Raw genomic sequence first — 25711 nt, 5'->3', positions numbered from 1 at the left:
ATACTGCGGCTCCATCGCACGCCCCCCGTTCCATGCGGGCCGGTACTGCGAAGCGCCCCGGCAACGCCTGCCGCGGCCCCATTCCCCAGGTCGCAGATGAGCCTTTCCCACCGCCTGTCCCACCTCGACCGCCTGGAGGCGGAGAGCATCCACATCCTGCGCGAGGTGGCGGCCGAGTTCCGCAACCCGGTGCTGCTGTACTCGGTGGGCAAGGACAGTTCGGTGCTGCTGCACCTGCTGCTGAAGGCGTTCGCCCCGGCGATCCCGCCGATCCCGCTGCTGCACGTGGACACGCGCTGGAAGTTCCGCGAGATGATCGCCTTCCGCGACCGCCGCGCGGCCGAGACCGGCGTGGAACTGCGGGTGCACGTCAATCCCGAGGGCATCGCCCAGGACATCGGCCCGGTCAGCCACGGCGCCAGCGTGCACACCGAAGTGATGAAGACCCAGGGCCTGAAGCAGGCGCTGGAGAAGTGGAAGTTCGACGCTGCCATCGGCGGAGCGCGCCGCGACGAGGAGAAGTCGCGGGCCAAGGAACGGGTGTTCTCGTTCCGCAACGAGCACCACCGCTGGGACCCCAAGCGCCAGCGCCCGGAGCTGTGGAACCTGTACAACGCGCGCGTGCGCAGCGGCGAGAGCGTGCGCGTGTTCCCGCTGTCCAACTGGACCGAGCTGGACGTGTGGCTCTACATCTACCGCGAGAAGATCCCGGTGGTGCCGCTGTACTTCGCCGCCGAGCGCCCGGTGGTCGAGCGCGACGGCGCGCTGATCATGGTCGACGACGAGCGCCTGCCGCTGCGGCCGGGCGAGGTGCCGCGGATGCGCAAGGTCCGCTTCCGCACCCTCGGCTGCTACCCGCTGACCGGCGCGATCGAATCGGAAGCCGACAGCCTGGAGGCGATCATCGCCGAGATGCTGGTGGCCACCACCTCCGAGCGCCAGGGCCGGGTGATCGACCACGACCCGTCCTCGTCGATGGAGAAGAAGAAGCTCGAGGGGTATTTTTGATGGGCAGCAGTGATTCGTCATTCGTGATTGGTGATTCGAAGGCGCAGGCCACCGCCGTTGCTTCTTCCAATCACGAATCACCAATCACCAATGACGGCGCGGATAGCGCGGTTTCACTCTATCTGCGCCAGCACGAAAGCAAGCCGCTGCTGCGCTTCATCACCTGCGGCAGCGTCGACGACGGCAAGAGCACCCTGATCGGGCGGCTGCTGTACGAGAGCAAGCGCCTGTTCGACGACCAGCTGGCGGCACTGGAGGCCGACAGCCGCCGCCACGGCACCCAGGGCGGGCGCATCGACTACGCCCTGCTGCTGGATGGCCTGGCCGCCGAGCGCGAGCAGGGCATCACCATCGACGTGGCCTACCGCTATTTCGATACCGACAAGCGCAAGTTCATCGTCGCCGACTGCCCCGGCCACGAGCAGTACACCCGCAACATGGCCACCGGCGCCTCCACCGCCGACCTGGCCGTGGTCCTGGTGGACGCGCGCAAGGGCCTGCTGGCGCAGACCCGCCGCCACAGCTACATCGTCTCGCTGCTGGGCATCCGCCACGTGGTGCTGGCGGTGAACAAGATGGACCTGGTCGGCTACGACCAGGCCGTGTTCGAGGCGATCGCCTCCGGCTATCGCGAACTTGCCGCGCAGCTGCGCATTCCCGACGTGCAGGTGATCCCGCTGTCGGCGCTGGAAGGCGACAACCTGCTGCGGCGCTCGCCCAACACCCCGTGGTACGACGGCCCGGCGCTGCTGGAGCACCTGGAGTCGGTGGAGGTCGAAGACGGCCAGGCCCGCACCGGCCTGCGCCTGCCGGTGCAGTGGGTGAACCGGCCCAACCAGGACTTCCGCGGTTTCGCCGGCACGATTGCTGCCGGCGTGGCGCGCCCGGGCGACCCGGTGGTGGTGCTGCCTTCGGCGCGGCGCTCGACCATTGCCCAGGTGCTGGGCCCGGACGGCCCGCTGCCGCGCGCCGAGGCCGGCCAGGCGGTGACCCTGACCCTGGCCGACGAGATCGACGTCAGCCGTGGCGACCTGATCGCCGCCGCCGGCGACCCGCCCGCGGTGGCCGACCAGTTCGCCGCCCACCTGCTGTGGATGAGCGACGCCCCGCTGCTGCCGGGCCGGCCGTACTGGCTGAAGATCGGCACCCGCACCGTGGCCGCCAGCATCAGCGAGATCAAGCACCGGGTGGACGTGAACACCCAGGAGCACCTGGCGGCCAAGCGCCTGCAGCTCAACGAGGTCGGCTACTGCAACCTGAGCCTGGAGGAGCCGGTCGCCTTCGCGCCTTACGCGGAGAACCGCACCCTGGGCGGCTTCATCCTGATCGACCGCCAGAACAACGACACCGTCGCCGCCGGCACCCTGGACTTCGCCCTGCGCCGCGCCGACAACGTGCACTGGCAGCACCTGGACGTGGACAAGGCCGCCCGCGCCCGGATCAAGGGCCAGGTGCCGAGGGTGCTGTGGTTCACCGGCCTGTCCGGCGCCGGCAAGTCCACCGTGGCCAACCTGGTGGACAAGCGCCTGCATGCGCTGGGCTACCACACCTTCGTCCTGGACGGCGACAACGTCCGCCACGGCCTCAACCGCGACCTCGGCTTCACCGACGAGGACCGGGTGGAGAACATCCGCCGCGTGGCCGAGGTGGCCAGGCTGATGGCCGACGCCGGCCTGATCGTGCTGGTCAGCTTCATCTCCCCGTTCCGCGCCGAGCGGCGGATGGCGCGCGAGCGCTTCGCCCCGGGGGAGTTCATCGAGGTGTTCGTGGACGTGCCGCTGGAAGTGGCCGAGGCGCGCGACGTCAAGGGCCTGTACCGCAAGGCCCGGGCCGGGCTGATCCCGAACTTCACCGGGATCGACTCGCCCTACGAGCCGCCGGAGGCACCCGAGGTGCACCTGCACGCCGACCGCGAGGACCCGCAGGCGCTGGTCGCGCGGGTGCTGGCGGCACTGGACCTGCAGCCATAGCGGAAGTTCCCGGGGGCGGGGGCCAACCAAAGCCACATACAGCCGTTCACGCCCGCTGGCTACACTCCGCGGTTTGCGCATGAATCCAGCGAGGCGATCGATGGCGGCACGAATCCCGGCGTTGCTCCTGTGCGGGCTGCTGGCACTGGCCGGCTGCGACCGCCAGGCGCCGGCCGCCCGCGGCGGCGGGGCCGCGATCCCGGTGACCACCGCCGTGGTCCAGCCGCGGCCGTGGAGCGATACCGTCCAGGGCCTGGGCACGGTGCGTGCCCGCGAGTCGGTGACCCTGAGCGCCAAGGTCAGCGAGATCGTCGAGCAGGTGCACTTCGACAGCGGGCAGAAGGTGGCCGCCGGCCAGCCCCTGGTGACCCTGCGGGTGGACGCCCAGCGCGCCGCCCTGGTCGAGGCCGAGGCCGCCGCCGCCGAGGCCGAGCAGCAGTTCCGCCGCCTGGAGAGCCTGGCCGCGCAGCAGCTGGTCTCGCGCGCCACCCTCGATACCCAGCGCGCCACCCGCGACGCGGCCCTGGCACGGGTGCGGCAGATGCAGTCGGACATCGGCGACCGCCAGATCCGGGCGCCGTTCGCCGGCGTGCTGGGCATCCGCCAGGTCAGCCCCGGCGCGTTGCTGACCCCCAACGCGGTGATCGCCACCCTGGACGACATCTCCCGGGTCTACGTCGACTTCCAGGTCCCGGAGGCGGCGCTGTCGCGGGTGGCGCAGGGCGCCGTGGTCAGCGCCCGCGGCGCGGCCTGGCCCGGCCGCAGCTTCGAGGGCCGGGTGCAGACCGTGGACGCGCGGATCGACCCGCAGACCCGCGCGGTGACCGTGCGCGCCGAGTTCGACAACCCCGAAGGCCTGTTGCGCCCGGGCATGCTGCTGGACGTGAGCCTGTTCCAGCCGCCGCGCGAGGCGCTGGTGGTGCCGGAGCTGGCGGTGGTGCAGGTGGGCCGCGACTCGTTCGTGTACCGGGTCGACGGCGAGGGCGTGGTGGAGCAGGTGCCGGTGCGCACCGGGCTGCGCCGCGAGGGGCTGGCCGAGATCGCCGAGGGCCTGGCCGCCGGCGACCGCATCGTGGTCGAGGGCACCGGCAAGCTGCGCCCGGGGGTGAAGGTGGTCGATGCCGCCGCGCCGGCCGCGGCCGAAGGCGGGGCCGCGGCCCCCGCCGGCCATGCCGCCGGCGCCGGCGCGGGCGGCCAGGGCTGAGCCGATGAAGCTGTCCGACCTGTCGATCCGCCGCCCCGTCTTCGCGATGGTGGTGAGCCTGCTGCTGGTGGTGCTGGGCGGCATGTCGTTCATGCGCCTGACCCTGCGCGAGCTGCCCAACATCGACCCGCCGATCGTCTCGGTCGAGGTGCGCTATCCCGGCGCCTCGGCGGCGGTGGTCGAGACCCGCGTGACCCAGATCCTCGAGGACGGCCTGGCCGGCATCGAGGGCATCCGCACCATCCAGTCGCAGAGCCGCAACGGCCGCGCCGACGTCACCATCGAGTTCAACCTCAGCCGCGACATCGAGGCGGCGGCCAACGACGTGCGCGACCGCGTCAGCCGGGTCATGGACCGCCTGCCGGACGAGGCCGACCCGCCGGAGATCGCCAAGGTCGAGGCCGACGCCGACGTCATCATCTGGCTCAACATGCGCTCCACCGTGATGGACACGATGGAGCTGACCGACTACGCCGACCGCTACGTGGTCGACCGGCTCTCGGCGCTGGACGGCGTGGCCCGGGTGCAGCTGGGCGGCGCCCAGCGCTACGCCATGCGCATCTGGCTGGACCGCGATGCCATGGCCGCGCGCGGGATCACCGCCGGCGACGTCGAATCGGCGCTGCGCACGGAGAACGTGGAGCTGCCGGCCGGGCGCATCGAGTCGGCCACCCGCGACTTCACCCTGCGGGTGGAGCGCGGCTACCGGGCGCCGGAGCAGTTCGCGAACCTGCCGTTGCGCAAGGGCGCCGACGGCTACGTGGTGCGCCTGGGCGACGTGGCCCGGGTCGAGCTGGGCCCGGAGGAGCGGCGCTCCTACCTGCGCAGCAACGGCGTGCCCAACGTCGGCCTGGGCATCGTCCGCACCTCCACCGCCAACGCCCTGGACGTGGCCCGCGCCGCGCGCGCCGAAGCGGAGGAGATCCAGAAGACCCTGCCGGAAGGCACGGACATCTTCGTGGCCTACGACAGCACCATCTTCATCGAGGCCTCGGTGGAGCGGGTGTACTGGACCCTGGCCGAGGCCATGGTCCTGGTGTTCGGGGTGATCTGGCTGTTCCTGGGCAGCCTGCGCGCGGCGCTGATCCCGGCGGTCACCGTGCCGGTGTGCCTGGTGACCGCATTCATTGCCCTGTATGCCTTCGGCTTCTCGATCAACCTGCTGACCCTGCTGGCGCTGGTGCTGTGCATCGGCCTGGTGGTGGACGACGCCATCGTGGTGCTGGAGAACGTGCAGCGCCGCGCCGACCTGGGCGAGCCGCCGCTGGTGGCCGCGCGCCGCGGCACCGCGCAGGTGGCGTTCGCGGTGATCGCCACCACCGCGGTGCTGGTGGCGGTGTTCCTGCCGGTGGGCTTCATGGAGGGCAATACCGGGCGCCTGTTCCGCGAGCTGTCGGTGGCGCTGGCGGCGGCGGTGGCGATCTCGGCCTTCGTCGCCCTGACCCTGACCCCGATGATGTGCTCCAAGCTGGTGCGCCCGCATGCGGCGCCGCGCGGGCTCAACGCCTGGACCCAGCGCGTGCTGGCCCGGGTCAGCGATGGCTACGGCCGCCAGGTCACGCGCCTGGTCGGGCTGCCGGGCCGGCGCCTGCTGGCGCTGCTGCTGCTGGCCATGGCCCTGTGCCTGGCGGCGGTGGCGGCGCTGGGCCTGCGCGTGCCCAGCGAGCTGGCACCGGCCGAGGACCGCGGCCGCTTCTTCGTGATGGTCGACGGCCCCGAGGGTGCCGGCTTCGACTACACCGTCTCCCAGATCCAGCAGGTGGAGGAGATCATCCTGCGCCGGGTGGGTAGGGACCAGCCGGTGCAGCGCGCCAACTCGCGCGTGCCGCGCGGCTTCGGTGGCAGCGAGGAAATGCACACCGGCCAGGTGGTGGTGTTCCTGCAGGACTGGCGCCAGCGCAAGGCCAGCACCGACGAGGTGGTGGCGGAGCTGCGCCGCGAGCTGGGCACGCTGCCGGGGGTGCAGGTGCGCGCCAACGTGCCCGGTGGCCTGGTCAACACCCGCGGCCAGCGCTACCAGCTGGTGCTGGGCGGCCCCGACTACGCCGAGCTGGCGCAGTGGCGCGACCGCATCCTGCAGCGCATGGAGTCCAACCCCGGGATCCAGGACCCGGACTCGGACTACAAGGAAACCCGGCCGCAGATGCGGGTGGAGATCGACCGCAACCGCGCCGCCGACCTGGGCGTGTCGGTGCAGGAAATCGGCCGCACCCTGGAGACCATGATGGGCTCGCGCCAGGTGACCACCTTCGTGGACAACGGCGAGGAGTACGACGTCATGCTCCAGGCCGACCGCGACAAGCGCATGGACCCGGCCGACCTGGAGCGCACCTGGGTGCGCGCCGCCAGCGGCGAGCTGGTGCCGCTGTCCAACCTGGTCACCCTGCGCGAGGTGGCCGAGGCGGGCAGCCTCAACCGCTTCAACCGCCTGCGCGCGATCACCATCAGCGCCGGCCTGGCGCCGGGCTACAGCATGGGCGAGGCGCTGGAATGGACCCGCCAGGTCGCCGCCGAGGAACTGCCCGACTACGCCCAGATCGACTGGAAGGGCGAGTCGCGCGAGTACCAGGAGGCCGGCGGCGCGGTGCTGCTGACCTTCGCCATGGCCCTGCTGGTGGTGTACCTGGTGCTGGCGGCGCAGTTCGAGAGCTTCCTGCACCCGCTGGTGATCATGCTGACCGTGCCGCTGGCGGTGCTGGGCGCGCTCATCGGCCTGTGGGCCACCGGCGGCACGCTCAACCTGTTCAGCCAGATCGGCATCGTCATGCTGATCGGCCTGGCGGCCAAGAACGGCATCCTGATCGTGGAGTTCGCCAACCAGCTGCGCGACGAGGGCCGCTCCGTGGCCGCCGCGATCGCCGAGTCGGCGCGGGTGCGCCTGCGCCCGATCCTGATGACCTCGGTCGCCACCGTGGTCGGCGCGGTGCCGCTGGTGGTGGCCGGCGGCCCGGGTTCGGCCAGCCGCGCCACGATCGGCATCGTGATCATCTTCGGCGTGTCGTTCTCGACCCTGCTGTCGCTGTACGTGGTGCCCGCGTTCTACGCCCTGCTGGCGCCGTTCACCCGTTCGCCGGAGGCGCTGGCGCAGGAGCTGGAGCGGCTGGAAGCACGCACGCCGCCGGTGGGCGGCCACGGCTGAAACCCGGGAAAGGGGCCTTGCGGCACTTTTCCCGGATTGCCCGGACTGGTACACCTGCAACCTTTCACACGTCGCAGGTTGGATGTCCTGATGCGCAAGTTCCTCCGTCCCTTGTTGCTCTCCCCGTTGGCCCTGGCCTGCCTTGGCGCCCACGCCGCCGACGAGGTCCCGCTCACCCGCCTGCCCGACTGGGCGGTGCCGGCCCGTTACGCGATCGACCTGAAGGTCGACCCGCGCCAGCCGCGGTTCGAGGGCACGGCGCGGATCGAACTGGAGCTGCGCCAGGCCTCGGACCACGTGTGGCTGCATGGCAAGGAACTGCAGGTGGCATCGGCCACGGTGGTCACCGCCGACGGCCGCCGCATCCCGGCGCGCTGGAGCCAGGCCGACGAGCGCGCCGGGGTCGCCCGGGTGGACTTCGGCAGCGAGCTGCCGGCGCAGAAGCTGGCGCTGGAGTTCCGCTACACCGCGCCGTTCAACCAGCAGCTGGAAGGCCTGTACAAGGTCGGCTACCAGGGCGATGACTACGCCATCACCCAGATGGAGCCGATCAGCGCGCGCCTGGCGTTCCCGGCGTTCGACGAGCCGGCGTACAAGACCCCGTTCGAGCTGAGCCTGACCGTGCCCGAACAGGACGTGGCCCGCGCCAACACCGCCGAGGTCGCCACCGAACCGGCCGGCAAGGGCTGGAAGACCGTGCGCTTCGCCCCGACCCTGCCGCTGCCCACCTACCTGGTGGCCTTCGGCGTGGGCCCGTGGGACGTGGTCGAGGGCCCGCAAATCGCACCCAACCGCTGGCGCAAGGAGCCGGTGCCGCTGGCCGGCGTCGCCGCCAGGGGCCAGGGCGGGCGCATGCAGAAGGCGCTGGAGCAGTCGCCGGCGATGATCGAGTGGCTGGAGGAGTACTTCGACTACGGCTACCCGTTCGGCAAGCTCGACCTGGTCGCGGCCCCGGACTTCTCCGCCGGCGCGATGGAGAACCCGGGCTTCGTCACCTTCCGCGACTGGCTGCTGCTGCTGGACGACAACTCGCCCACGCGCAACGTCAAGGGCTCGTTCAACGTCACCGCGCACGAGCTGGCCCACCAGTGGACCGGCGACATCGTGACCATGGAGTGGTGGGACGACCTGTGGCTCAACGAGGCCTACGCCACCTGGCTGCAGCAGAAGATCACCATGGCCCTGCGCCCGGAATACGAGGCGCAGCTGGACCGGGTCTCCAGCGCGCAGCGCACGATGACCGCCGACAGCCTGGTCAGTGCCCGCCGTATCCGCCAGCCGATCACCGGCAACGGCGACATCGAGACCGCGTTCGACGGCATCACCTACCAGAAGGGCGCGGCGGTGCTGGCCATGTTCGAGGCCTTCGTCGGCGAGGACGTGTTCCGCCAGGCGATGCGCCAGTACATGCGCAAGCACGCCTTCGGCAACGCCACTGCGTTCGACCTGATCGACGAGATCGCCGCCGCCTCCGGCAAGGGCGAGGCGCTGAAGGCCTCGTTCCGCAGCTTCATCGAGCAGTCGGGCGTGCCGTACCTGTCCGGCGAGCTGGTCGGCAAGGGCAGGGAATGGCGCTTCCGCGTGCAGCAGCAGCGCTACCTGCCGCTGGGTTCGGCCGGCGACGCCGCCCAGCAGTGGGGCGTGCCGGTGTGCGTGCGCTACGGGGTCAAGGGCGGTGACCGCACTGCTTGCGGGCTGGTCAGCGGACGCAGCGGCGAGATCGCGCTGCCCGGCGCCAGCGCGGACAGCTGGGTGATGCCCAACGCCGGCGCCACCGGCTACTACCGCTTCAGCCTGCCGCCGCAGCAGCTGGCGCGCCTGGCCGCGCAGGTGCCCAAGCTGGCCGATACCGAGCAGCTGGCCTACGCCGATGCGCTGGGCGCGGCCTTCGCCCGCGGCGACGCCGACGCGCACGACGTGCTGGAGGGCATGCGCCGCCTGGCCGGGGCCGCCTCGCCGGAGGTGGCCACCGCGCTGCTCCCGCGCTTCAACTGGATCTGGAGCAACCTGGCCAGCACCGACGCGCAGCGCCAGGTGCTGCGCCAGGCGGCCAGCGATGCGTTCCTGCCGCGCCTGCGCGCGCTGGGCTACGCGCGCAAGCCGGGTGAGTCGGCGCGCGACACCGAGCTGCGTCCGGCCCTGGTGCAGCTGCTGGGCGGGCAGCTGGAGATCCCCGAGGTGACCGCGGCCCTGCTGGAGCAGGCGGACAAGGTGCTGGGTGGCGGCAGCGGTGCCCTCGACTTCGCCGCCGCCGAGCCCGACCTGCTGGGCGAGGTGCTGGGCGCGGCGGTGCGCACCCGTGGCGAGCCGGTGGTGAGCCGGCTGATCGCCGAGCTGGCGGACAACGGCGATCCGGTGCAGCGCAACGCCATGCTGCATGCCCTGGCCGCCACCCGCGATCCGGCCCAGGTGGCGCGGGTGCGCGACCTGGCGCTGGATCCGGTGGTCAAGGTCGGCGAGATGTACTGGCTGGTCGGCGTCGGCGTGGACGATCCGCAGCTGCGCGAGGGCCTGTGGCCGTGGTTCACCGCCAACTTCGACCGCATCCTCGCGCGCACCGGCGTGTTCGCCGCCACCTACATGCCGGGCATGGCCGTGGCCGGGCAGTGCTCGGTCGAGGCGGCCGAGCGCCTGGAGGCGTTCTTCGGCCCGCGCCTGGCGGAACTGCCGGGGGCCGAGCGCGGCATGGCCCAGGCGGCCGAATCGCAGCGCCTGTGCGCCGCGCTCAAGGCCGCCCAGGACCCGGCGCGGATCCGCTGATGGCGGCCGCCGCGCGGCCGCATCGCCCCGCCCCGCAGGGGGCGCGGCGATGAGCGCGGCGCCTAGGCTGCGGGTGCAGGGGGACGGCTTCCTCCTGCGCCCGTGGTGCGCCGACGACCTGGAGGCGCTGCTGGAACACGCCGACGACGCCGCGGTGGTGCGCGGCCTCGGCGAGCGCTTCCCGCATCCGTACACGCGCGCCGACGGCGAGGCCTTCCTGGCCGGGCGCGTGGTCGACCTGGCCACGGCCTGGGCGATCGAACTGGAAGGCCGCGCCTGCGGCGGCCTCGGCCTGCTGCTGCAGGGCGGCGAACGCGCGCACGCGGCGCGGCTGGGCTACTGGCTCGGGCGCCGCCACTGGGGCCGCGGGCACATGACCCGGATCGTCGGCGCATTCCTGCAGGCGGCGGTGCCCGCGTACGGCCTGCAGCGGGTGGAGGCCTTCGTGCTGGAGGGCAACCCGGCCTCGGCGCGGGTGCTGGAGAAGAACGGCTTCCGCCACGAGGGCACCTGCCGCGCCGGGATCCGCAAGGGCGGCCGCTTCCACGACCTGCACTGGTACGCGCGGCTGTGGGGCGGGGCCGCGGGGCGCTGAGCCCGGGCCCTTCCAGCCCGCCCCCGGTGCATGCACCATGGGCCGATTCCGGTGGAGGGGAACGGCATGGCAGGGAGCGGCGGCGCGCGCCTGGAGAACCTCGATGCCCTGCGGGGCTTCGCCCTGTTCGGGCTGTTCATGGTGCACATGCCGGAACTGTTCGAGCTGTACTGGCTGGCGCCGGTGACCGACCCGTTCCAGCTGGCGGTGCACGACGCGGTGTGGCTGGTGTTCGCCGGCAAGGCCTTCGCCCTGATGGCGCTGTGCTTCGGCACCAGCTTCTTCATCCTGATGCAGGCCGGGGAACGCCGCGGCCGGGACTTCAGCGTCCGCTTCGCGTGGCGGCTGTTGCTGCTGGCCGCGATGGGCCTGCTGCACGGGTTGTGGTACCGCGGCGACATCCTCGAGGTGCTGGCGGTGATGGGCCTGTTCCTGCTGCCGTTCCACCGCGTCCGGTCCAACCGCGTGCTGCTGGCGCTGGCGGCGGTGCTGCTGCTGCAGCCGCTGATGCTGGTGCAGATCGCGGCCGGGCTGGCCGGCGCGGAATGGGCCAACCGCGCGCCGGCCTACTGGAGCGACGCGATCAATCCGCTGTACGCCAGCGGCAGCCTGTGGGACACGGTGCGGATCAACGTGGTGGAGGGACACGCCCAGAAATGGGCTTTCATGCACGGCTCCGGCCGGCTGAGCCAGATCCTGGGGTTGTCGCTGGCCGGCATGGTGCTGGGACGGATCGGCTTCTTCGCCCGGCCGCAGGCATTCGCGCGCCTGCGCATGGCCGGCCTGCTGCTGGCCCTGGCCGCGGCCGCGGTCCTGTACTTCGCCCGCGAACCGCTGGCGGCGCTGGTGCCGGCCAGCGATGCGATGTTCATGCCGCGCGCGCTGGCCGGCAGCCTGCTTGGCAGCCTGTTCGACCTGGCGGTGATGGCGGTGCTGCTGTTCGGCTTCCTGGTGCTGTACCACGGACCGGCGCAGCCGGTGCTGCGGTTGCTGGCGCCGGCCGGGCGCATGACCCTGAGCCTGTACGTGGGCCAGTCGCTGCTGTTCGTGCCGGTGTTCTACGGCTACGGCCTGGGCCTGCACGCCAGCATGACCCAGCTGCAGGCCGTGCTCTGGGGCCTGGCCGCGTTCGCCGCGCAGCTGGCGTTCGCCCACCTGTGGTTCCGCCATTTCCTGTACGGACCGCTGGAATGGCTGTGGCGCGCGGGCACCTGGACCACCCTGCGGGTGCCGTTCCGCCGCGTGCAGGGCGCACCGGCCTGAGCGGCGCCCGTGCCGGAAGGCACTGCGCGGCGGGGCGGGTTGCGGTTATCTTTCCTTCACCTTGCGGCGCGCGCCGCCCCTTCCCCTTTCCGTTCCGACGGCCGGAGACCCTGACCCGTGGAAGCTTTTCTTGCCTGGATTAACGGCATCATCTGGAGCAATGCGCTGATCGCGCTGTGCCTGGGTGCCGGCCTGTGGTTCACCTTCCGCACCCGCGTGATGCAGGTGCGCGGATTCGCCGAGATGTGCCGGCTGACCGTCACCGGGCAGAAGTCCGACGCCGGCGTCTCCTCGTTCCAGGCCCTGGCCATCTCCATGGCCGGGCGCATGGGCATCGGCAACATCGCCGGCGTGGCCACCGCCATCGCCTACGGCGGCCCGGGCGCGGTGTTCTGGATGTGGGTGATGGGCTTCCTCGGCGCCTCGACCTCGTACGTCGAGTCCAGCCTGGCCCAGATCTACAAGGAAAAGGACGCCGAGGGCCGCTACCGCGGCGGCCCGGCGTACTACATCGAGAAGGCGATGGGCCTGAAGTGGTACGCGGTGGCGTTCGCCGTGGCCACCGTGGTCGCCACCGGCCTGCTGCTGCCGGGCGTGCAGGCCAACGCCATCGCCGACAGCGCCAGCAACGTGCTGTGCGGCGGCGGCGCAGCGTTCTGCGAGGCCAGCGGCGGCGCCAGCATGCTCAAGCTGTGGATCGGCCTGGGCGTGGCCACCCTGCTGGGCCTGATCATCTTCGGCGGCATCAAGCGCATCGCCGCCTTCGCCGAGCTGGTGGTGCCGTTCATGGCCCTGGCCTTCATCCTGATGGCGATCGTGGTGATGATCCTCAACGCGCACAAGGTGCCGGGCATGTTCGCCGACATCTTCTCCAGCGCGTTCGGCGCGCACGCGGCGTTCGGCGCGATCATCGGCCAGGCCATCGCCTGGGGCGTCAAGCGCGGCGTGTACGCCAACGAGGCCGGCCAGGGCACCGGCCCGCACGCGGCCGCGGCCGCCGAGGTCTCGCACCCGGCCAAGCAGGGCTACGTGCAGGCCTTCGCGATCTACTTCGACACCATGCTGGTGTGCACCTCCACCGCGTTCCTGCTGCTGTCCACCGGCATGTACAACACCTTCCGCGTGGTGATGGAGGACGGCAAGGAGACGCTGCAGGCCATCGTCAGCGGCGTGCCGGGCGTGGCACCCTCCGAGGGCGCGCAGTTCACCCAGGCGGCGGTGGAGTCGGTGCTGCCGGGCTGGGGCTCGGCGTTCGTGGCGCTGGCGCTGTTCTTCTTCGCCTTCACCACGATCATGGCCTATTACTACATGGCCGAGACCAACCTCACCTACCTGGCCGGCGTGCGCAAGACGCACCCGCTGGCGATCCTGCTGCTGCGCCTGGGCATCATCGCCATGGTGGTGTTCGGTGCCTACCACAACGCCGCCACCGCCTGGACCCTGGGCGACATCGGCGTGGGCCTGATGGCCTGGCTCAACATCATCGCCATCCTGATCCTGCAGAAGCCGGCGCTGCTGGCACTGCAGGACTACGAGCGGCAGAAGAAGCTTGGCGTCGAGCCCGTGTTCGACCCGGAGGCGCTGGGCATCCGCAATGCCGGCTTCTGGTCCAGGAAGGACTGATGGGCAATCCCTGGGACCGCGGCCCGCGCCCACCGCGCAAGGGGCCGCCGCGCCGCGAGGAAGTACGGCTGTACGGGCTCAACGCGGTGCAGGCGGTGTTCGAACGCCGGCCGCAGGCGATCCGCAAGCTGTACCTGCTGCAGTCGCGGGTGCACGCGCTGCGCCCGCTGCTGGCCTGGTGCGTGCAGAACCGCGTCGGTTACCGCGTGGTCGAGGCGGAGGACCTGGACCGGCTGGCCGCCAGCTCCCACCACGAAGGCGTGGTCGCCGACGTGCTGCGCACCGCGCCGCTGGCGCTGGATGACTGGCTCGCCGCCCTGGCGCCCGGCGCCCCGGCGCTGGCGCTGTGGCTGGACGGGGTGGGCAATCCGCACAACTTCGGCGCGATCCTGCGCTCGGCCGCGCACTTCGGCGCGGCGGTGCTGCTGCCGGAGCGTTCGACCCTGGCCCTGTCCGGCGCCGCCGCGCGGGTGGCCGAGGGCGGTGCCGAGGCGGTGCCCCTGGTGCGCCTGCCGGACAACGATGCGGCGTTGGCGCGCCTGCATGGGGCCGGCTTCGCTTCGGCCGCCACCGTGGTGCGCGACGGCGAGGACCTGTTCGCGCTGCAGCCGCCGGCGCGCCTGGTCTACGTGATGGGCGCCGAGGGCGAGGGCATGGACCCGGGCCTGGCCGGTGCCTGCATGCACCGCGTGTCGATTCCCGGCACCGGTGCGGTGGAAAGCCTCAACGTCGCCGCGGCCACCGCGGTGTTCCTCGCGCACTGGGCCGCGACCCGGTGCTGAGCGCGCCCGGGATCGCCGCGCTTCAGTCGGACGCGGCGATCCGCAGCGGCACCGCCTGCAGGTGCAGCACCGCGCCGCCGCCGGCCGCCAGTTCCAGGCGGATGCGACGGTGGTCGGCATCGATGCGCCGTTGCTCGCGGACCACGTCGGTGGGCGTGGCGCCGTCGCGCCACAGGGTCAGGGTGTAGTCCGCCGCCGGCAGGAAGCCCAGGTCCAGCTCCATGCTGCGTGCCTGGTTGGCCATCGCGCCGATGTACCAGTCGCGGCCCGCGCGGCGCGCGGTCGCGATGTGGCTGCCGATCGCCCCGTCCAGCACCCGGGTTTCGTCCCAGCTGGCCGGCACGCGCGCGATGAATTCGGCGCCGGGGGCGTCGACGTACGCGTCCGGGCTGTCGGCGACCATCTGCAGCGGGCTGTCGTAGACCACGTACATCGCCAGCTGGTGCGCGCGCGTGCCCATCACCTGCGGCCCCTTGAACGAGATCCGGAACTGCTCCGGCGTGGCGTTGCGGAACCCGCCCGGGGTGTAGTCCATCGGCCCCAGCAGCATGCGGGTGAACGGCAGGGTCAGGTTGTGCTCCGGGGTGATGCGCCGGCTCCACTTGTTGTACTCGGCGCCGAGCACGCCTTCCTGGGTCAGGAACTGCGGCCAGGTGCGGTGCAGGCCGGTGGGGTGGTAGGCGCCGTGCAGGTTGAGCATCAGCCGGTGCCGGGCCGAGGCGCGCATCATCTCGTGGAAGAAGGCGACCATCTGCTGGTCGTCGCGCTCCATGAAGTCGACCTTGACGCCCTTGACGCCGAGCCTGGCGTAGTGCGCGAACACCTGGTCCAGGCGCGGCTGCAGCGACTTCCAGTGCGCCCACAGCCAGATGCCGACGCCGCGCTGGCGGGCGTAGCCGATCAGTCCCTCCAGGTCCAGGCCGGGCACCGGCCGGGTGATGTCGGCCCTGGGGTTGTACCGGCCGTCGCCGCTGCTGCCGACGTACCAGCCATCGTCGATCAGCATGTATTCCAGGCCCAGCGCCGCGGCGTGGTCGATGTAGCGGCGGATGGTGGCCGTGTTCATGCCCGGCTCCGGCACGTCCGGGGCCAGGCCGCCGGACCACCAGTCCCAGGCCGACTTGCCTGGGCGGATCCACGAGGTGTCGGCGATCGGCGTGGGCGGATTGAGCCGGGCCACCAGGTCCGACTCCACCAGTGCGCCGGGGCTGTCGCCCAGCATCAGCACCCGCCAGGGCGTGGGATGGCCGCCGGCGTCCACCTCGCCGCGCGGCAGCCGCACGGCCACGCCGGGTTCGTCCAGGCGCGGCGACAGCCTGGCCTCCACGCCCGGGCGGCCATCGCCGCGGCCGGCCAGGTACAGGCCGGCATAGCGGTCCAGGTCGGCCTCGGCGATGGCGAAGGTGGTGCTGCCCTCGCCGGTGGCGCACACCAGCGGCAGGCCAAGCAGGTGGTGGGGGCGGATGCGCGAGGCGGCGACCGGGTCGAACTCCCCTTCGTGGCTGGTGCCGAAGCGGCCGAGGTTGAGCGCGTGGCAGGCGAAGTCGCGCGGGAACAGGAAGCCGGTCAGTTCCCCGTCCACCACCAGGTCGCCGCGCGCCGGGCGCGGCAGGCGGTAGCGCAGGGCGACGCCGTCGTCATAGGCGCGCAGCACCAGGCCCAGGATGCGACCGTCCGTGGTGGCCAGTTCGACTTCAAGCTGGCGGTAATGGTCGCGTCCTTCGCGCGACTTGCCCGCCACCAGTTCGTAGGGCTCGTCGGCCTCGCTGGCGCGGCTGCCGGCCAGGCGCAGGCCCTGGGCGATGGGTTCGCCGCCGCCCAGGCGCACGCCCAGCGGCGAGGGCGCGATCACCGCCTGGCCGTCGCGCGCCACCGACCATAGCGGGGCGCCGTCGGCATCCAGCTCGAAAGTGACGCTGTTGCGGCCGTCGGGCGACTGCAGCTGCAGCGGCGCGGATGCCTGGGCGTGGGCCGCAGGCAGGCCCAGCAGGAGGACGAGTACGGTTCGCAGCATGGCTGGCATTCGGCGGCTCCCTTCCTGGTGCAGGGGAGCGTACCCGCTGCCGCGGCTGGCGTCCGGCATGGACCGGTGAGGATCCGGAATACCTGCGCACCCGGCGCGCAGGCATGGCCCGCCGGGGCGGACTGCCTCCGCGGCGGTGCGCCGCGGAGGCCTTGCGCGATCAGTTCGCCGGCCGCGGGGTGGCGCCCGGCTTGCTGCCGAAGTCGCCTTCGGCCTCGGCCGCCAGCCAGGCGAATACCGCCCAGGCGGCGACGTTCTGCTTCAGCGCCTCCGGGTCGATCTTGTCGAGGGTGTCGTCGGCGGTGTGATGCAGGTGGAAGTAGTCGCTGCCGTCCTGGGCCAGCCAGGCCCAGGTCACGCCCCTGGCCGACAGCGGGATGATGTCCGGGCCGGGACTGCCCTGGCCGGGCGCGTGCTCGATGCCCAGCGGCGCCAGCGCCTGTGCGATCTGGCGGGTGGCGGCCTGCGCGTACCCCGGCGCGCCGGTGTTGAAGGCGTAGATGCGGCCGGCGCCGAAGTCGCTCTCGGCGGCCAGCTGGTGCACCGCGATCTCGCCGGCATGCCTGTCCGCGTAGGCCCTGCCGCCGACCAGGCCTTGTTCCTCGTTGGCGTAGGCGACCACGCGGATGCTGCGCGCCGGGCGCCGCGGCATCTGCTTGATCAGGCGCGCGGCGGCCATGGTGATGCCGATGCCGGCGGCATCGTCCACCGCGCCGGTGCCCAGGTCCCAGGAATCCAGGTGCGCGCCCAGCAGCACCACTTCCCTGGGCTTGCTGCGGCCGGTGATCTCGCCGATCACGTTCTGCGAGGTGTATTCGCCGTCCCAGCCGCAATCCAGCGACAGCCGCACCTTGACCGGGCCGCGCGCGGCCAGGCGCGCCAGCTGGTCGGCGTCGGGGATGCTCAGCGCGGCCGAGGGCACCGGGGCAAGGCCCTCGTCGAAGTGGGTGATGCCGGTATGCGGCACGCGGTGGCTGTCGGTGCCGGCCGAGCGCATCAGGAAGCCGATCGCGCCCTTGCGGATCGCCAGCGACGGGCCGCGCGAACGGATCGCGCCGCCGGGGCCGTAGCCGCTGCCGTCGCGCGCGGCGGGCATCTGGTAGTCGACGAAGGCGATGCGCCCGGCCAGCGAGCCCTCCGGCGTCGCTTCCAGCGCCGCCAGGTCGGGGAAGCGCACGATCTCGGCCTCGACCGTGCCGCCCGGGCTGCCGCCCAGGGCGGTGACCGCCAGCGGCTGCGCGTTGGCGCCGACCACCGCGGCGCTTTCGCTGCGACGCTCCCACTTCGGGAAGGTCACCGGCTCGGTCCACACCTTGTCGAAGCCCAGCTCGCGGAACTTGGCCACCGCCCAGGCCACGGCGAGGGCGTCGGCCTCGCTGCCGGCGATGCGCGGGCCAATCTCGGTGGTCAGCGACTCGGTGACCTTCCAGGCGGTGTCGTCGGCCAGGGCCCGCTCGCGCAGGCTCGCGGCCTGTTCGAGGGCCCGGTCGGGGATGCGGGTTTCGGCGGCGACGGCCGCCAGCGGGACCAGCAGGGCGGCGGCAAGCAGGGCAAGGCGCATTGCGGCGAGGCTCCGGCGTTGGGAAAAGCCGAGCCTAGCAAGCCCCGCCGGGCCGCTCCCGTGCGCTTGGTCACGGGAGCGGCGGGTCCGCTCAGCGCTGTTGCAGCGAATCGCGGATCTGGCGCAGCAGCAGCACTTCCTCGCTCGGCTCCGGCGGCGCGGCCGGGGCTTCCTCTTCCTGCTTGCGGCGACGGGCCAGGCGGTTGACGCCCTTGACCAGCATGAAGATGGCGAAGGCCACGATCAGGAACTGGATGACGGTGTTGAGGAACTCGCCATAGCCGATCACCACCGCCGGGATCTCGCTGCCGTCGGCGGCCACGCGCGCCGGCGCGAGGGTCCAGGCCAGGTCGGAGAAGTCGACGTTGCCGATCAGCCAGCCCAGCGGCGGCATGATGACCTTGTCCACCAGCGCGGTGACGATCTTGCCGAAGGCGCCGCCGATCACCACGCCCACGGCGAGGTCGATGACGTTGCCACGCATGGCGAATTCCTTGAACTCGCTGATCATGCCCATCTCGTTCTCCTTCTCTGTCTACGGGTGCCCGCGGCACGGGCGCGAAGCGTAACCCGCGCCGGGCGCGGGCGGCGATCAGGCGGCGACGCGGCCGTGCAGGGTGGCGATGCCGTCCAGGCTGGCGGCGAAGGCGTCACCGGGCTGCAGCGCGGCCACTCCGGCCGGGGTGCCCATGAACACCAGGTCGCCGGCGCGCAAGGCATACAGCTTCGACAGCTCGTGCAGGATCTCCGGCACGTCCCAGATCAGGTCCGACAGCGGCGCGCGCTGGCGCACCTGGCCATTGACCTGCAGCTCCAGCACGCGCCCGTCCAGGGTTCCGGCTTCGGCCGCCGGCAGCAGTTCGCCCACCGGCGCGGAATGGTCGAAGCCCTTGGCGGTGTCCCAGGGCAGGCCCTTGGGCTTGGCCGCGGCCTGCAGGTCGCGGCGGGTCAGGTCCAGGCCGACGGTGTAACCGAACACCAGCGCCTGCGCCTGTTCCACCGGCAGCACCCCGGCCGGGGCGTCGCGGCCGATCGCCACCACCAGCTCGACCTCGTGGTGCAGGTCGGCGGTGGCCGGCGGGTAGGGCACCACGCCGTCGGTGACCACCGCATCGGCCGGCTTCATGAAGAACACCGGGGTGCCGCGCTCGGCCTTGCTGCCCGGCACCGCGGCGCCCATCTCGCGGGCGTGGTCGGCGAAGTTGCGGCCCACGCAATAGATCCGGCGTACCGGGAAGCGGCCGCCGCCGCGCACGGCCAGGCGCGGCACGGGGGGCGCGGGGATGACGTCTTGGTTATCGGCGCTCATGGGCGGCCCGCTGGCTGGAGGGCCGCACAGTCTAGCCGGGGCGGCAGGCCCGGGTCAGCGGGGCAGGGCCTGGCGGCGCAGCACGCGGTACTCGCCGTCCATCACCGGGCGTGCGCCCGGGCGCGCGCTGCCGCGCCCGCGCAGCAGCTTCCAGGCCAGGCCGGCGGCCAGCATGGCCGCACCCACGAACACGCTGAAGAACACCAGCAGCGCCAGCAGGGCCACGCCGACCACGCCCAGGGCCACGCGCAGCAGCGGGTGCCGCGGCTTGCGGGGCTGGAACAGGTCGCGCAGGCGCGCACTGTCGAAGCGGAAGGAGCGTTGGTGCATTTCGGTGCCGTGCCAGAATGGCGGTGGCCGGCAGTATCGGCGCGATGCCCACGCGAGGTGTGATGAATCCGTTAAACCAGGAACCCCTGCTCAGCCTGGACGCCCTGCCCGACGGCGCCCTGGCCGAGGCCCAGGCCGTGATCGACGGCGAGTCCGAGTCGCTGGTGGTGTACCGCAGCGGCGAGGCCGTGCGCGCCTGGCTCAACGTCTGCCCGCATGCCGGCCGGCGCCTGGACTGGGCCCCCGGACAGTTCCTGAAGAGCCGCGAGGGCCAGCTGGTGTGCGCCGCGCATGGCGCCGCGTTCGAGCTGGAGCAGGGTGGCTGCGTGGCCGGGCCGTGCCGCGGCGACCGCCTGCGGCCGGTGGCGGTGGAAGTGCGCGACGGCCAGGTGTGGCTGGCCTGAACCGGCTCAGCGGCCCCAGAACATCAGGTTGACCACGGTCACCGCGATCGCCGAGTACAGCAGCGACAACGGTCCGCCCACGCGCCACAGCTGGCGCGAGGTGTAGCCGGCCGGGCCGGTGATCATCGAGATCACCGGGTTGGAGGCGGTCATGAAGTTGTTGGAGGCCGACAGCGCGGTGACCAGGGCGAACGCGGTCGGGTCGCCGCCCACCGCCAGCGCCAGGTTGATCGCGATCGGCACCATCACGATGGTCGCGCCGACGTGGCTGATCACCAGCGAGAAGCCGGTGGTCAGCAGCGCCACCACGATCTGCAGCACCCAGGGCGGGGTGCCCTCCGGCAGCCGGTCCAGGGTGTTGCCCGCCACCCACGCCGCCGCGCCGCTGCTGTCCATGGCCCAGCCCAGCGGGATCAGGCAGGCGGTGAGGAACACGGTCTTCCAGTTGATGGCGGCGTAGGCCTCGTCCATCTTCAGCACGCCGGCCAGCAGCATGCCGGCCACGCCGGTCATCAGGATCAGCGACACCGGCAGGCGCGCGAACAGCGCCACCAGGATGGTGAAGGCGAAGATCGCCATGGCGATCTTGAACTTGTGCGGGCGCTGTTCGCCCTTGGGGTAGTCGGTGACCACGGCGAAGTCGCGGCTGCGCGCGGCCTGGGCCAGGTCCTGCCAGAAGCTGTGGAACACCAGCATGTCGCCGGCGCGCAGCGGCAGCGAGCGCACGTCCTCGCGGATCACCTGCTTGTCGCGGTTGATCGCCAGCAGGCTGATGCCCAGGCGCTGGCGCAGGCGCATCTCGCGCGCGGTCTTGCCGATGAAGGTCGAGGTCGGCGGCACCACCGCCTCGGAGATGCCGGCGCGCGCCGGGTTGAACAGGTCGCCGAGGTTGCGCAGGCGCGAGGACATGCGCAGGAAATGGTTCTGGGCGAAGTCGGCCACCTGCTGGCGGCGGCCCATCACCCCCAGCACGCTGCCGACCCAGATGCGCATGTCCGCCGGCGGCGCCAGGCGGGTGTCGTTGCCGGTCTTCAGCGCCAGCAGCACCGGCGCGTCGTGCAGGTTCTCGGCCTCGCCCAGGGTCATGCCCACCAGCGGGCTGTCGGCGGTCACCGCCAGTTCGTAGACGTCGCCGTCCAGGCCGTAGGTGCGGGCGAAGTAGCCCTCGGTGCTGGAGGGCGTGGCGTTCTCGCCGCCGGTTTCCTCCTCGGCCAGCTTGCGGTTGCCGTAGAAGCGGAAGTACAGCAGCGAGCCCACCAGCAGGGCCAGGCCCACCGGCGCCGGGGCGAACATCGACAGCGGTTCCAGCGTGGCCATGCCCGAGGGCAGGTTGTTGTTGGCCGAGACCAGCAGGTCGTTGAGCAGGATCAGCGGCGAGTTGCCGACCATGGTCAGCGCCGCGCCCATCACGATCGCCGCGGCGAGCGGCAGCAGCAGCCGCGACAGCGCCATCCCGGTGCGGGTGGACAGGCGCGAGGCCACCGGCAGGTACAGCGCCATCACCGACGGGTTCTGCATGAACGAGGAATTGAGGCCGGCGATGGCGGTGGTCATCAGCATCAGCCGCTGCTCGATGCCGTGGCCGCGCCGCAGCAGCCAGCCGGCCAGGCGGTTGAGCGCGCCGGTGCGGTCCAGGCCCGCGCCCAGCACCATCGTGGCCATGATGCTGATCACCGCGTTGCCGGAGAAGCCGCTGAAGATCTCCTCCGGCGCCACCAGGCCGGTCACGCCCAGCACCACCAGCACCACCAGCGCGACCAGGTCGGCGCGGATCCGGTCGAACACGAACATCGCCATGGTGAAGGCCACCAGGCCCAGCACCAGGCGCATGTCGTTGGTCAGGGTCAGGCCGGATTCCATGGCGTCCCCGTGCTCAGCGCCGGCCCGTGGCGGGACGGCGGCCGTGGCCGCATGCCAGGTGCACGACGGCGGCCACGGCCAGGTGCCTCATCCTGCGACGGGCTCCGGCGAGGGGGCGTCGGTGCGGTCGTACAGCAGGTCCCACACGCCGTGGCCCAGCTTCAGGCCGCGGCGCTCGAAGTGGGTCTGCGGCCGCCATTCCGGGCGCGGCACGTGGCCGCGCGGGCCGGCGCGGTTGGCCAGCCCGGGGGTCGCCTCGAGCACGTCCCACATGTGCTCGGCGTAAGGCTCCCAGTCGGTGGCCAGGTGCAGGCGGCCGCCGATGCGCAGCTTGCGCACCAGCAGCGCGGCGAACTCCGGCTGCACCAGGCGGCGCTTGTTGTGCCGCTTCTTGTGCCACGGATCGGGGAAGTAGATCCGGATCTCGTCCAGGGCGCCGTCGGCGACCTCGTTGCGCAGCACCTCCACCGCGTCGTGGTGGTAGACCTTGACGTGGTCGCTGCCGTCGGCGGCCAGGGCGTTGAGCAGGCGGCCCACGCCGGGGGCGTGCACCTCCAGGCCGATGTAGTCGCGCGAAGGGTCCTGCTGCGCGGCGAAGCGCAGCGCCTCGCCGTTGCCGAAGCCGATCTCCATCACCTTCGGCGCGGCGCGGCCGAACAGGGCGTCGTAGTCGCGCACCTGGCCGGTGTAGTCGATGCCGAAGCGCGGCCAGGCCTCGTCGAACGCGCGTTGCTGCGCCGGCGTGAACCGGCCCTGGCGCAGGACGAAGCTGCGGATCTCGCGCCGGCCCTCGCTGGCGGTGTAGGGCTTGGGCGGGGCCTTGGCGCCCTCGCTGGTGAACGGGTCGGTCATCGTCAGCCGATCAGTCCGTCCACGGGGGAGGAAGCGCTGGCGTAGCGCTTGCGCGGGATGCGCCCGGCCAGGAAGGCCTCGCGCCCGGCCTGCACCGCCTTGCGCATGGCGCTGGCCATCAGCACCGGGTCCTTGGCCCCGGCGATGGCGGTGTTCATCAGCACGCCGTCGCAGCCCAGCTCCATGGCGATGGCCGCGTCCGAGGCGGTGCCCACGCCGGCGTCGACCAGCACCGGCACCTTGGCGTTCTCGATGATCTCCAGCAGGGTGTAGCGGTTCTGTATGCCCAGGCCCGAGCCGATCGGCGCGGCCAGCGGCATCACCGCCACGCAGCCGATCTGCTCCAGCTGGCGGGCCAGGATCGGGTCGTCGGAGGTGTAGACCATCACGTCGAAGCCGTCGGCCACCAGCAGCTCGGCCGCCTTGAGGGTCTGCACCACGTCCGGGTATAGGGTCTTCTGGTCGCCCAGCACCTCGAGCTTGACCAGGTTGTGGCCGTCCAGCAGCTCGCGCGCCAGCCGGCAGGTGCGCACCGCGTCCTCGGCGGTGTAGCAACCGGCGGTGTTGGGCAGGATCGTGTACTTCTCCGGCGGCAGCACGTCGAGCAGGTTGGGCTCGCCCGGGTTCTGGCCGATGTTGGTGCGGCGGATGGCGACGGTGACGATCTGCGCGCCGGCGGCCTCGGTGGCGCGGCGGGTCTCGTCCAGGTCCTTGAACTTGCCGGTGCCGGTCAGCAGGCGCGAATGGAAGGTCCGGCCGGCGATGACCAGCGGATCGGAAGCGGGAACGTTGTTCATCGGCCGATTATGGCCCGCGGCGCGTGCAGGCGGAACCGGCGCGGCGCTTCCTGCTCAGCCGCCGCCCAGGGCATGGACCACTTCGACCCGGTCGCCCTCGGCCAGCACGTGGGTGGCATGGCTGCCGCGCGGCACGATTTCCCCGTTGACCTCGACCGCGACCCGGCGCCCGGCCAGGCCCTCGGCTTCCAGCAGCGATGCGATGGTGGTTGCGGCCGCGAGGCTGCGCGGCTCTCCGTTCAGCACGATGTCCATGGCCGCGATTGTCGCATCCCGCGGCGCCTGCCGCAGCGCAGCGTGGAGCCGGCGCGCGCATCGCCGATCATTGCGGCAACCGTTTCGGTTCCAACCAACCATCGCCGGCCCGCCGATGCCCGGCACCACAGGAGTTCCGCATGTCCCAGTTCCGTCCCCTGCGCAAGCTGCTGCCGCTGGCCCTGGCCCTGGCGGCCGCCCCGGCGATGGCCGGGGAATACAGCCGCACCGTGTTCTTCGGCGACAGCCTGACCGACTCCGGCCACTTCCGCGGCCTGGTCCCGCCGGAGGCGCGGGCGTTCGCCGGCAAGTTCACCACCAACCCGGCCCTGGTCTGGTCCGAGCAGCTGGCCCAGCACTACGGCACCAACGCCAGCCCGGCGGTGGACGGCGGCGACAACTACGCCCAGGGTGGCTCGCGGGCCGCTGTTCCCAACGCCCCGGCCGACAGCACCCTCAGCCAGGTCCAGGCCTACCTGGGCGCCAATGGCGGCCGCGCCGACGGCTCGGCGCTGTACACGGTGTGGACCGGCGCCAACGACATCTTCGCCATCAGCGACGGCGCCCCGGTCGATGCCACCATCGCCGCCGCGGTGGGCGGCACCGTGCAGGCGGTGGGCGCGCTGGACGCGGCCGGTGCCCGCTACATCCTGGTCCCGAACCTGCCCGACATCGGCATCACCCCCAGCGCCATCGCCGCCGGCCCCGTGGCCCAGGCCACGCTCACCGCGCTGTCGGCCGGCTACAACGAGGCGCTGTACGGCGCCCTGGGCCAGGCCGGCTACAAGGTGATCCCGCTGGATACCTTCAACCTGCTGCGGGAGATCGCCGCCAGCCCCGCGACCTACGGGCTGGCGAACGTCACCGGCGTGGCCTGCCTGCCGCCGGGCAGCAGCTCGCTGGCCTGCAACCCGACCAGCTACGCCAGCCCGGACGCCGGCACCACCTACCTGTTCGCCGACGGCGTGCATCCCACCGGCGCGGCCCACGCGATGCTGGCCGACTACGCCGTCTCGGTGCTGGAAGGCCCGCGCCTGGCGGCGATCCTGCCGCACGCGGCGACGGTGACCGGGCGCAGCCGCGCCGACCAGGTGGCCCTGCACGTGGACGGCCGCCCGGCCGCGGCCGGGGTGCGCTGGTGGGGCGGCCTGCGCGCCGACCACCAGCGCTACGACCACGGCAAGCTGTACGACGGCATGGCCCCGGCGGCGCTGTTCGGGGTGGACTGGTCCAACGGCAACGGCCTGGTCGCCGGCGGCTTCGCCGGCTACGGGCGCATGGACGCCGACTTCGGCCGCAACCGCGGCGGTTTCACCCAGGACGAGACCACCCTCGGCGGCTTCGTCGGCTGGTACGGCCAGCGCGCCTGGGTGAACGCGCAGGCCAGCTACACCTACCTGGACCTGGACGTGGACCGCGACGTGCGCATCGGCCCGGCGCTGCGCCGCCACTCCGGCTCGACCGAGGGCCATGCCAGTGCCGTGGGCGTGTCCGGCGGCTTCCAGTTCGGCGAGGGCGCGCTGCGCCACGGCCCGGTGGCCTCGCTGCTGTGGCAGAAGATCGACCTGGACGGCTGGACCGAGGGCAACACCTCCTCCAGCGCCCTGGTCCTGCCGGACCAGTCGCGCGACTCGCTGGTCGGCAGCCTGGGCTGGCAGCTGAGCTACGACACCGGCGACTTCACCCCGTACCTGCGCGCGACCTGGGACCGCGAGTTCGAGGACGCGCCGGCGCGGGCCACCGCGCGGCTGCAGACCATGCCGGGCGTGGAGTTCGCAGTGCCGGGCCTGGACATCGACGACAGCTACGGCACGGTGGTGCTGGGCGCGCGCTTCAACCTGTTCGGGCTGAAGGCCGACCTCGGCGCGCGCGGCACCCTGGACCGCGCCGGCGGCACCGACGCCGGCCTGTTCCTGGGCCTGGCCGGCGGCTTCTGAGCCGGCGCCGTGGCGGGCACGGGCGTTGCGCCCGTGCCC

The 25711-nt window shown here is 72.2% G+C and carries 20 protein-coding genes; 11 read left to right on the top strand and 9 right to left on the bottom strand.

The genetic code is table 11. The features are described from left to right. Positions 1–96: 96 nt before the first annotated feature. From cysD to EIM48_RS02685, 9 genes are all read left to right on the top strand, one after another. Positions 97–1008 (top strand): sulfate adenylyltransferase subunit CysD, encoded by a 912-nt coding sequence (gene cysD, locus EIM48_RS02725; protein WP_028914575.1) that lies wholly within the window; start codon positions 97–99, stop codon positions 1006–1008. Then, positions 1008–2978, top strand: a complete 1971-nt coding sequence (cysN, locus tag EIM48_RS02720) for a sulfate adenylyltransferase subunit CysN (protein ID WP_050992141.1) — start codon at positions 1008–1010, stop codon at positions 2976–2978. The genes cysD and cysN overlap by 1 nt, the downstream gene beginning before the upstream one ends. A gap of 100 nt (positions 2979–3078) precedes the next feature. Continuing rightward, positions 3079–4182: an efflux RND transporter periplasmic adaptor subunit gene (locus EIM48_RS02715; protein WP_050992140.1), complete on the top strand. Its 1104-nt coding sequence runs from the start codon at positions 3079–3081 to the stop codon at positions 4180–4182. Between the two features lie 4 nt (positions 4183–4186). Continuing rightward, complete coding sequence (locus EIM48_RS02710) at positions 4187–7321, top strand: efflux RND transporter permease subunit (protein WP_125111027.1); 3135 nt, start codon at positions 4187–4189, stop codon at positions 7319–7321. Positions 7322–7411: 90 nt separating this feature from the next. Next, a complete protein-coding gene (locus EIM48_RS02705; protein WP_125111026.1) occupies positions 7412–10081 on the top strand; it encodes a M1 family metallopeptidase in 2670 nt (889 codons plus the stop codon). Between the two features lie 49 nt (positions 10082–10130). Beyond that, entirely contained in the window at positions 10131–10676 is a 546-nt protein-coding gene (locus EIM48_RS02700; RefSeq protein ID WP_028914579.1) for a GNAT family N-acetyltransferase, read from the top strand. Between the two features lie 66 nt (positions 10677–10742). After that, the gene (locus EIM48_RS02695; RefSeq protein ID WP_039730881.1) at positions 10743–11939 is read left to right on the top strand and encodes a DUF418 domain-containing protein; all 1197 of its coding nucleotides are present in this window, start codon (positions 10743–10745) and stop codon (positions 11937–11939) included. A gap of 117 nt (positions 11940–12056) precedes the next feature. Next, positions 12057–13562, top strand: a complete 1506-nt coding sequence (locus EIM48_RS02690; RefSeq protein WP_125111025.1) for an alanine/glycine:cation symporter family protein — start codon at positions 12057–12059, stop codon at positions 13560–13562. After that, on the top strand, positions 13562–14344 hold the full coding sequence (locus EIM48_RS02685) for a TrmH family RNA methyltransferase (RefSeq protein ID WP_125111024.1): 783 nt from the start codon (positions 13562–13564) through the stop codon (positions 14342–14344). Before EIM48_RS02690 ends, EIM48_RS02685 begins: the two co-directional genes overlap by 1 nt. Before the next feature lie 22 nt (positions 14345–14366). Here the strand turns inward: EIM48_RS02685 and EIM48_RS02680 are convergent, their stop codons facing one another. The 5 genes from EIM48_RS02680 to EIM48_RS02660 all read right to left on the bottom strand — a co-directional run bounded on the left by EIM48_RS02680 (position 14367) and on the right by EIM48_RS02660 (position 19567). Further along, entirely contained in the window at positions 14367–16367 is a 2001-nt protein-coding gene (locus tag EIM48_RS02680) for a glycoside hydrolase family 97 protein (RefSeq protein ID WP_125111023.1), read from the bottom strand. A 160-nt stretch (positions 16368–16527) separates the two neighbouring features. After that, on the bottom strand, positions 16528–17928 hold the full coding sequence (locus EIM48_RS02675) for a M28 family peptidase (protein ID WP_125111022.1): 1401 nt from the start codon (positions 17926–17928) through the stop codon (positions 16528–16530). Between the two features lie 91 nt (positions 17929–18019). After that, positions 18020–18445 carry a large-conductance mechanosensitive channel protein MscL gene (gene mscL, locus EIM48_RS02670; protein ID WP_028914584.1) on the bottom strand — a complete coding sequence of 142 codons (426 nt, stop codon included), beginning with the start codon at positions 18443–18445 and terminating at the stop codon, positions 18020–18022. Between the two features lie 75 nt (positions 18446–18520). Next, complete coding sequence (locus tag EIM48_RS02665; RefSeq protein ID WP_125111021.1) at positions 18521–19237, bottom strand: fumarylacetoacetate hydrolase family protein; 717 nt, start codon at positions 19235–19237, stop codon at positions 18521–18523. A gap of 54 nt (positions 19238–19291) precedes the next feature. Further along, complete coding sequence (locus EIM48_RS02660) at positions 19292–19567, bottom strand: hypothetical protein (protein ID WP_019398521.1); 276 nt, start codon at positions 19565–19567, stop codon at positions 19292–19294. A 62-nt stretch (positions 19568–19629) separates the two neighbouring features. Between EIM48_RS02660 and EIM48_RS02655 the strand changes: the two genes are divergently transcribed. Next, a complete protein-coding gene (locus EIM48_RS02655; protein WP_125108498.1) occupies positions 19630–19971 on the top strand; it encodes a Rieske (2Fe-2S) protein in 342 nt (113 codons plus the stop codon). A 6-nt stretch (positions 19972–19977) separates the two neighbouring features. Here EIM48_RS02655 and EIM48_RS02650 read toward each other — a convergent pair whose 3' ends face one another. The 4 genes from EIM48_RS02650 to thiS form a co-directional block, all read right to left on the bottom strand. Then, the gene (locus EIM48_RS02650) at positions 19978–21831 is read right to left on the bottom strand and encodes an SLC13 family permease (protein WP_125108497.1); all 1854 of its coding nucleotides are present in this window, start codon (positions 21829–21831) and stop codon (positions 19978–19980) included. 87 nt (positions 21832–21918) lie between these two features. Next, positions 21919–22683, bottom strand: a complete 765-nt coding sequence (gene trmB, locus EIM48_RS02645; protein ID WP_019398518.1) for a tRNA (guanosine(46)-N7)-methyltransferase TrmB — start codon at positions 22681–22683, stop codon at positions 21919–21921. A 2-nt stretch (positions 22684–22685) separates the two neighbouring features. Next, positions 22686–23480, bottom strand: coding sequence for a thiazole synthase (locus EIM48_RS02640; protein ID WP_019398517.1), 795 nt, complete (start codon positions 23478–23480; stop codon positions 22686–22688). Positions 23481–23534: 54 nt separating this feature from the next. Further along, entirely contained in the window at positions 23535–23735 is a 201-nt protein-coding gene (thiS, locus tag EIM48_RS02635) for a sulfur carrier protein ThiS (RefSeq protein ID WP_019398516.1), read from the bottom strand. A 140-nt stretch (positions 23736–23875) separates the two neighbouring features. Here thiS and EIM48_RS02630 point away from each other — a divergent pair, with 140 nt between their 5' ends. Then, the gene (locus EIM48_RS02630) at positions 23876–25672 is read left to right on the top strand and encodes an autotransporter domain-containing esterase (RefSeq protein ID WP_019398515.1); all 1797 of its coding nucleotides are present in this window, start codon (positions 23876–23878) and stop codon (positions 25670–25672) included. The last annotated feature ends 39 nt before the right edge of the window (positions 25673–25711 follow it).

Source organism: Pseudoxanthomonas sp. SGNA-20, from assembly GCF_003931635.1.
GTDB lineage: Bacteria > Pseudomonadota > Gammaproteobacteria > Xanthomonadales > Xanthomonadaceae > Pseudoxanthomonas.
Note: the sequence above shows the minus strand (reverse complement) of the source record. Positions and strands in the feature narration are given on the sequence as shown.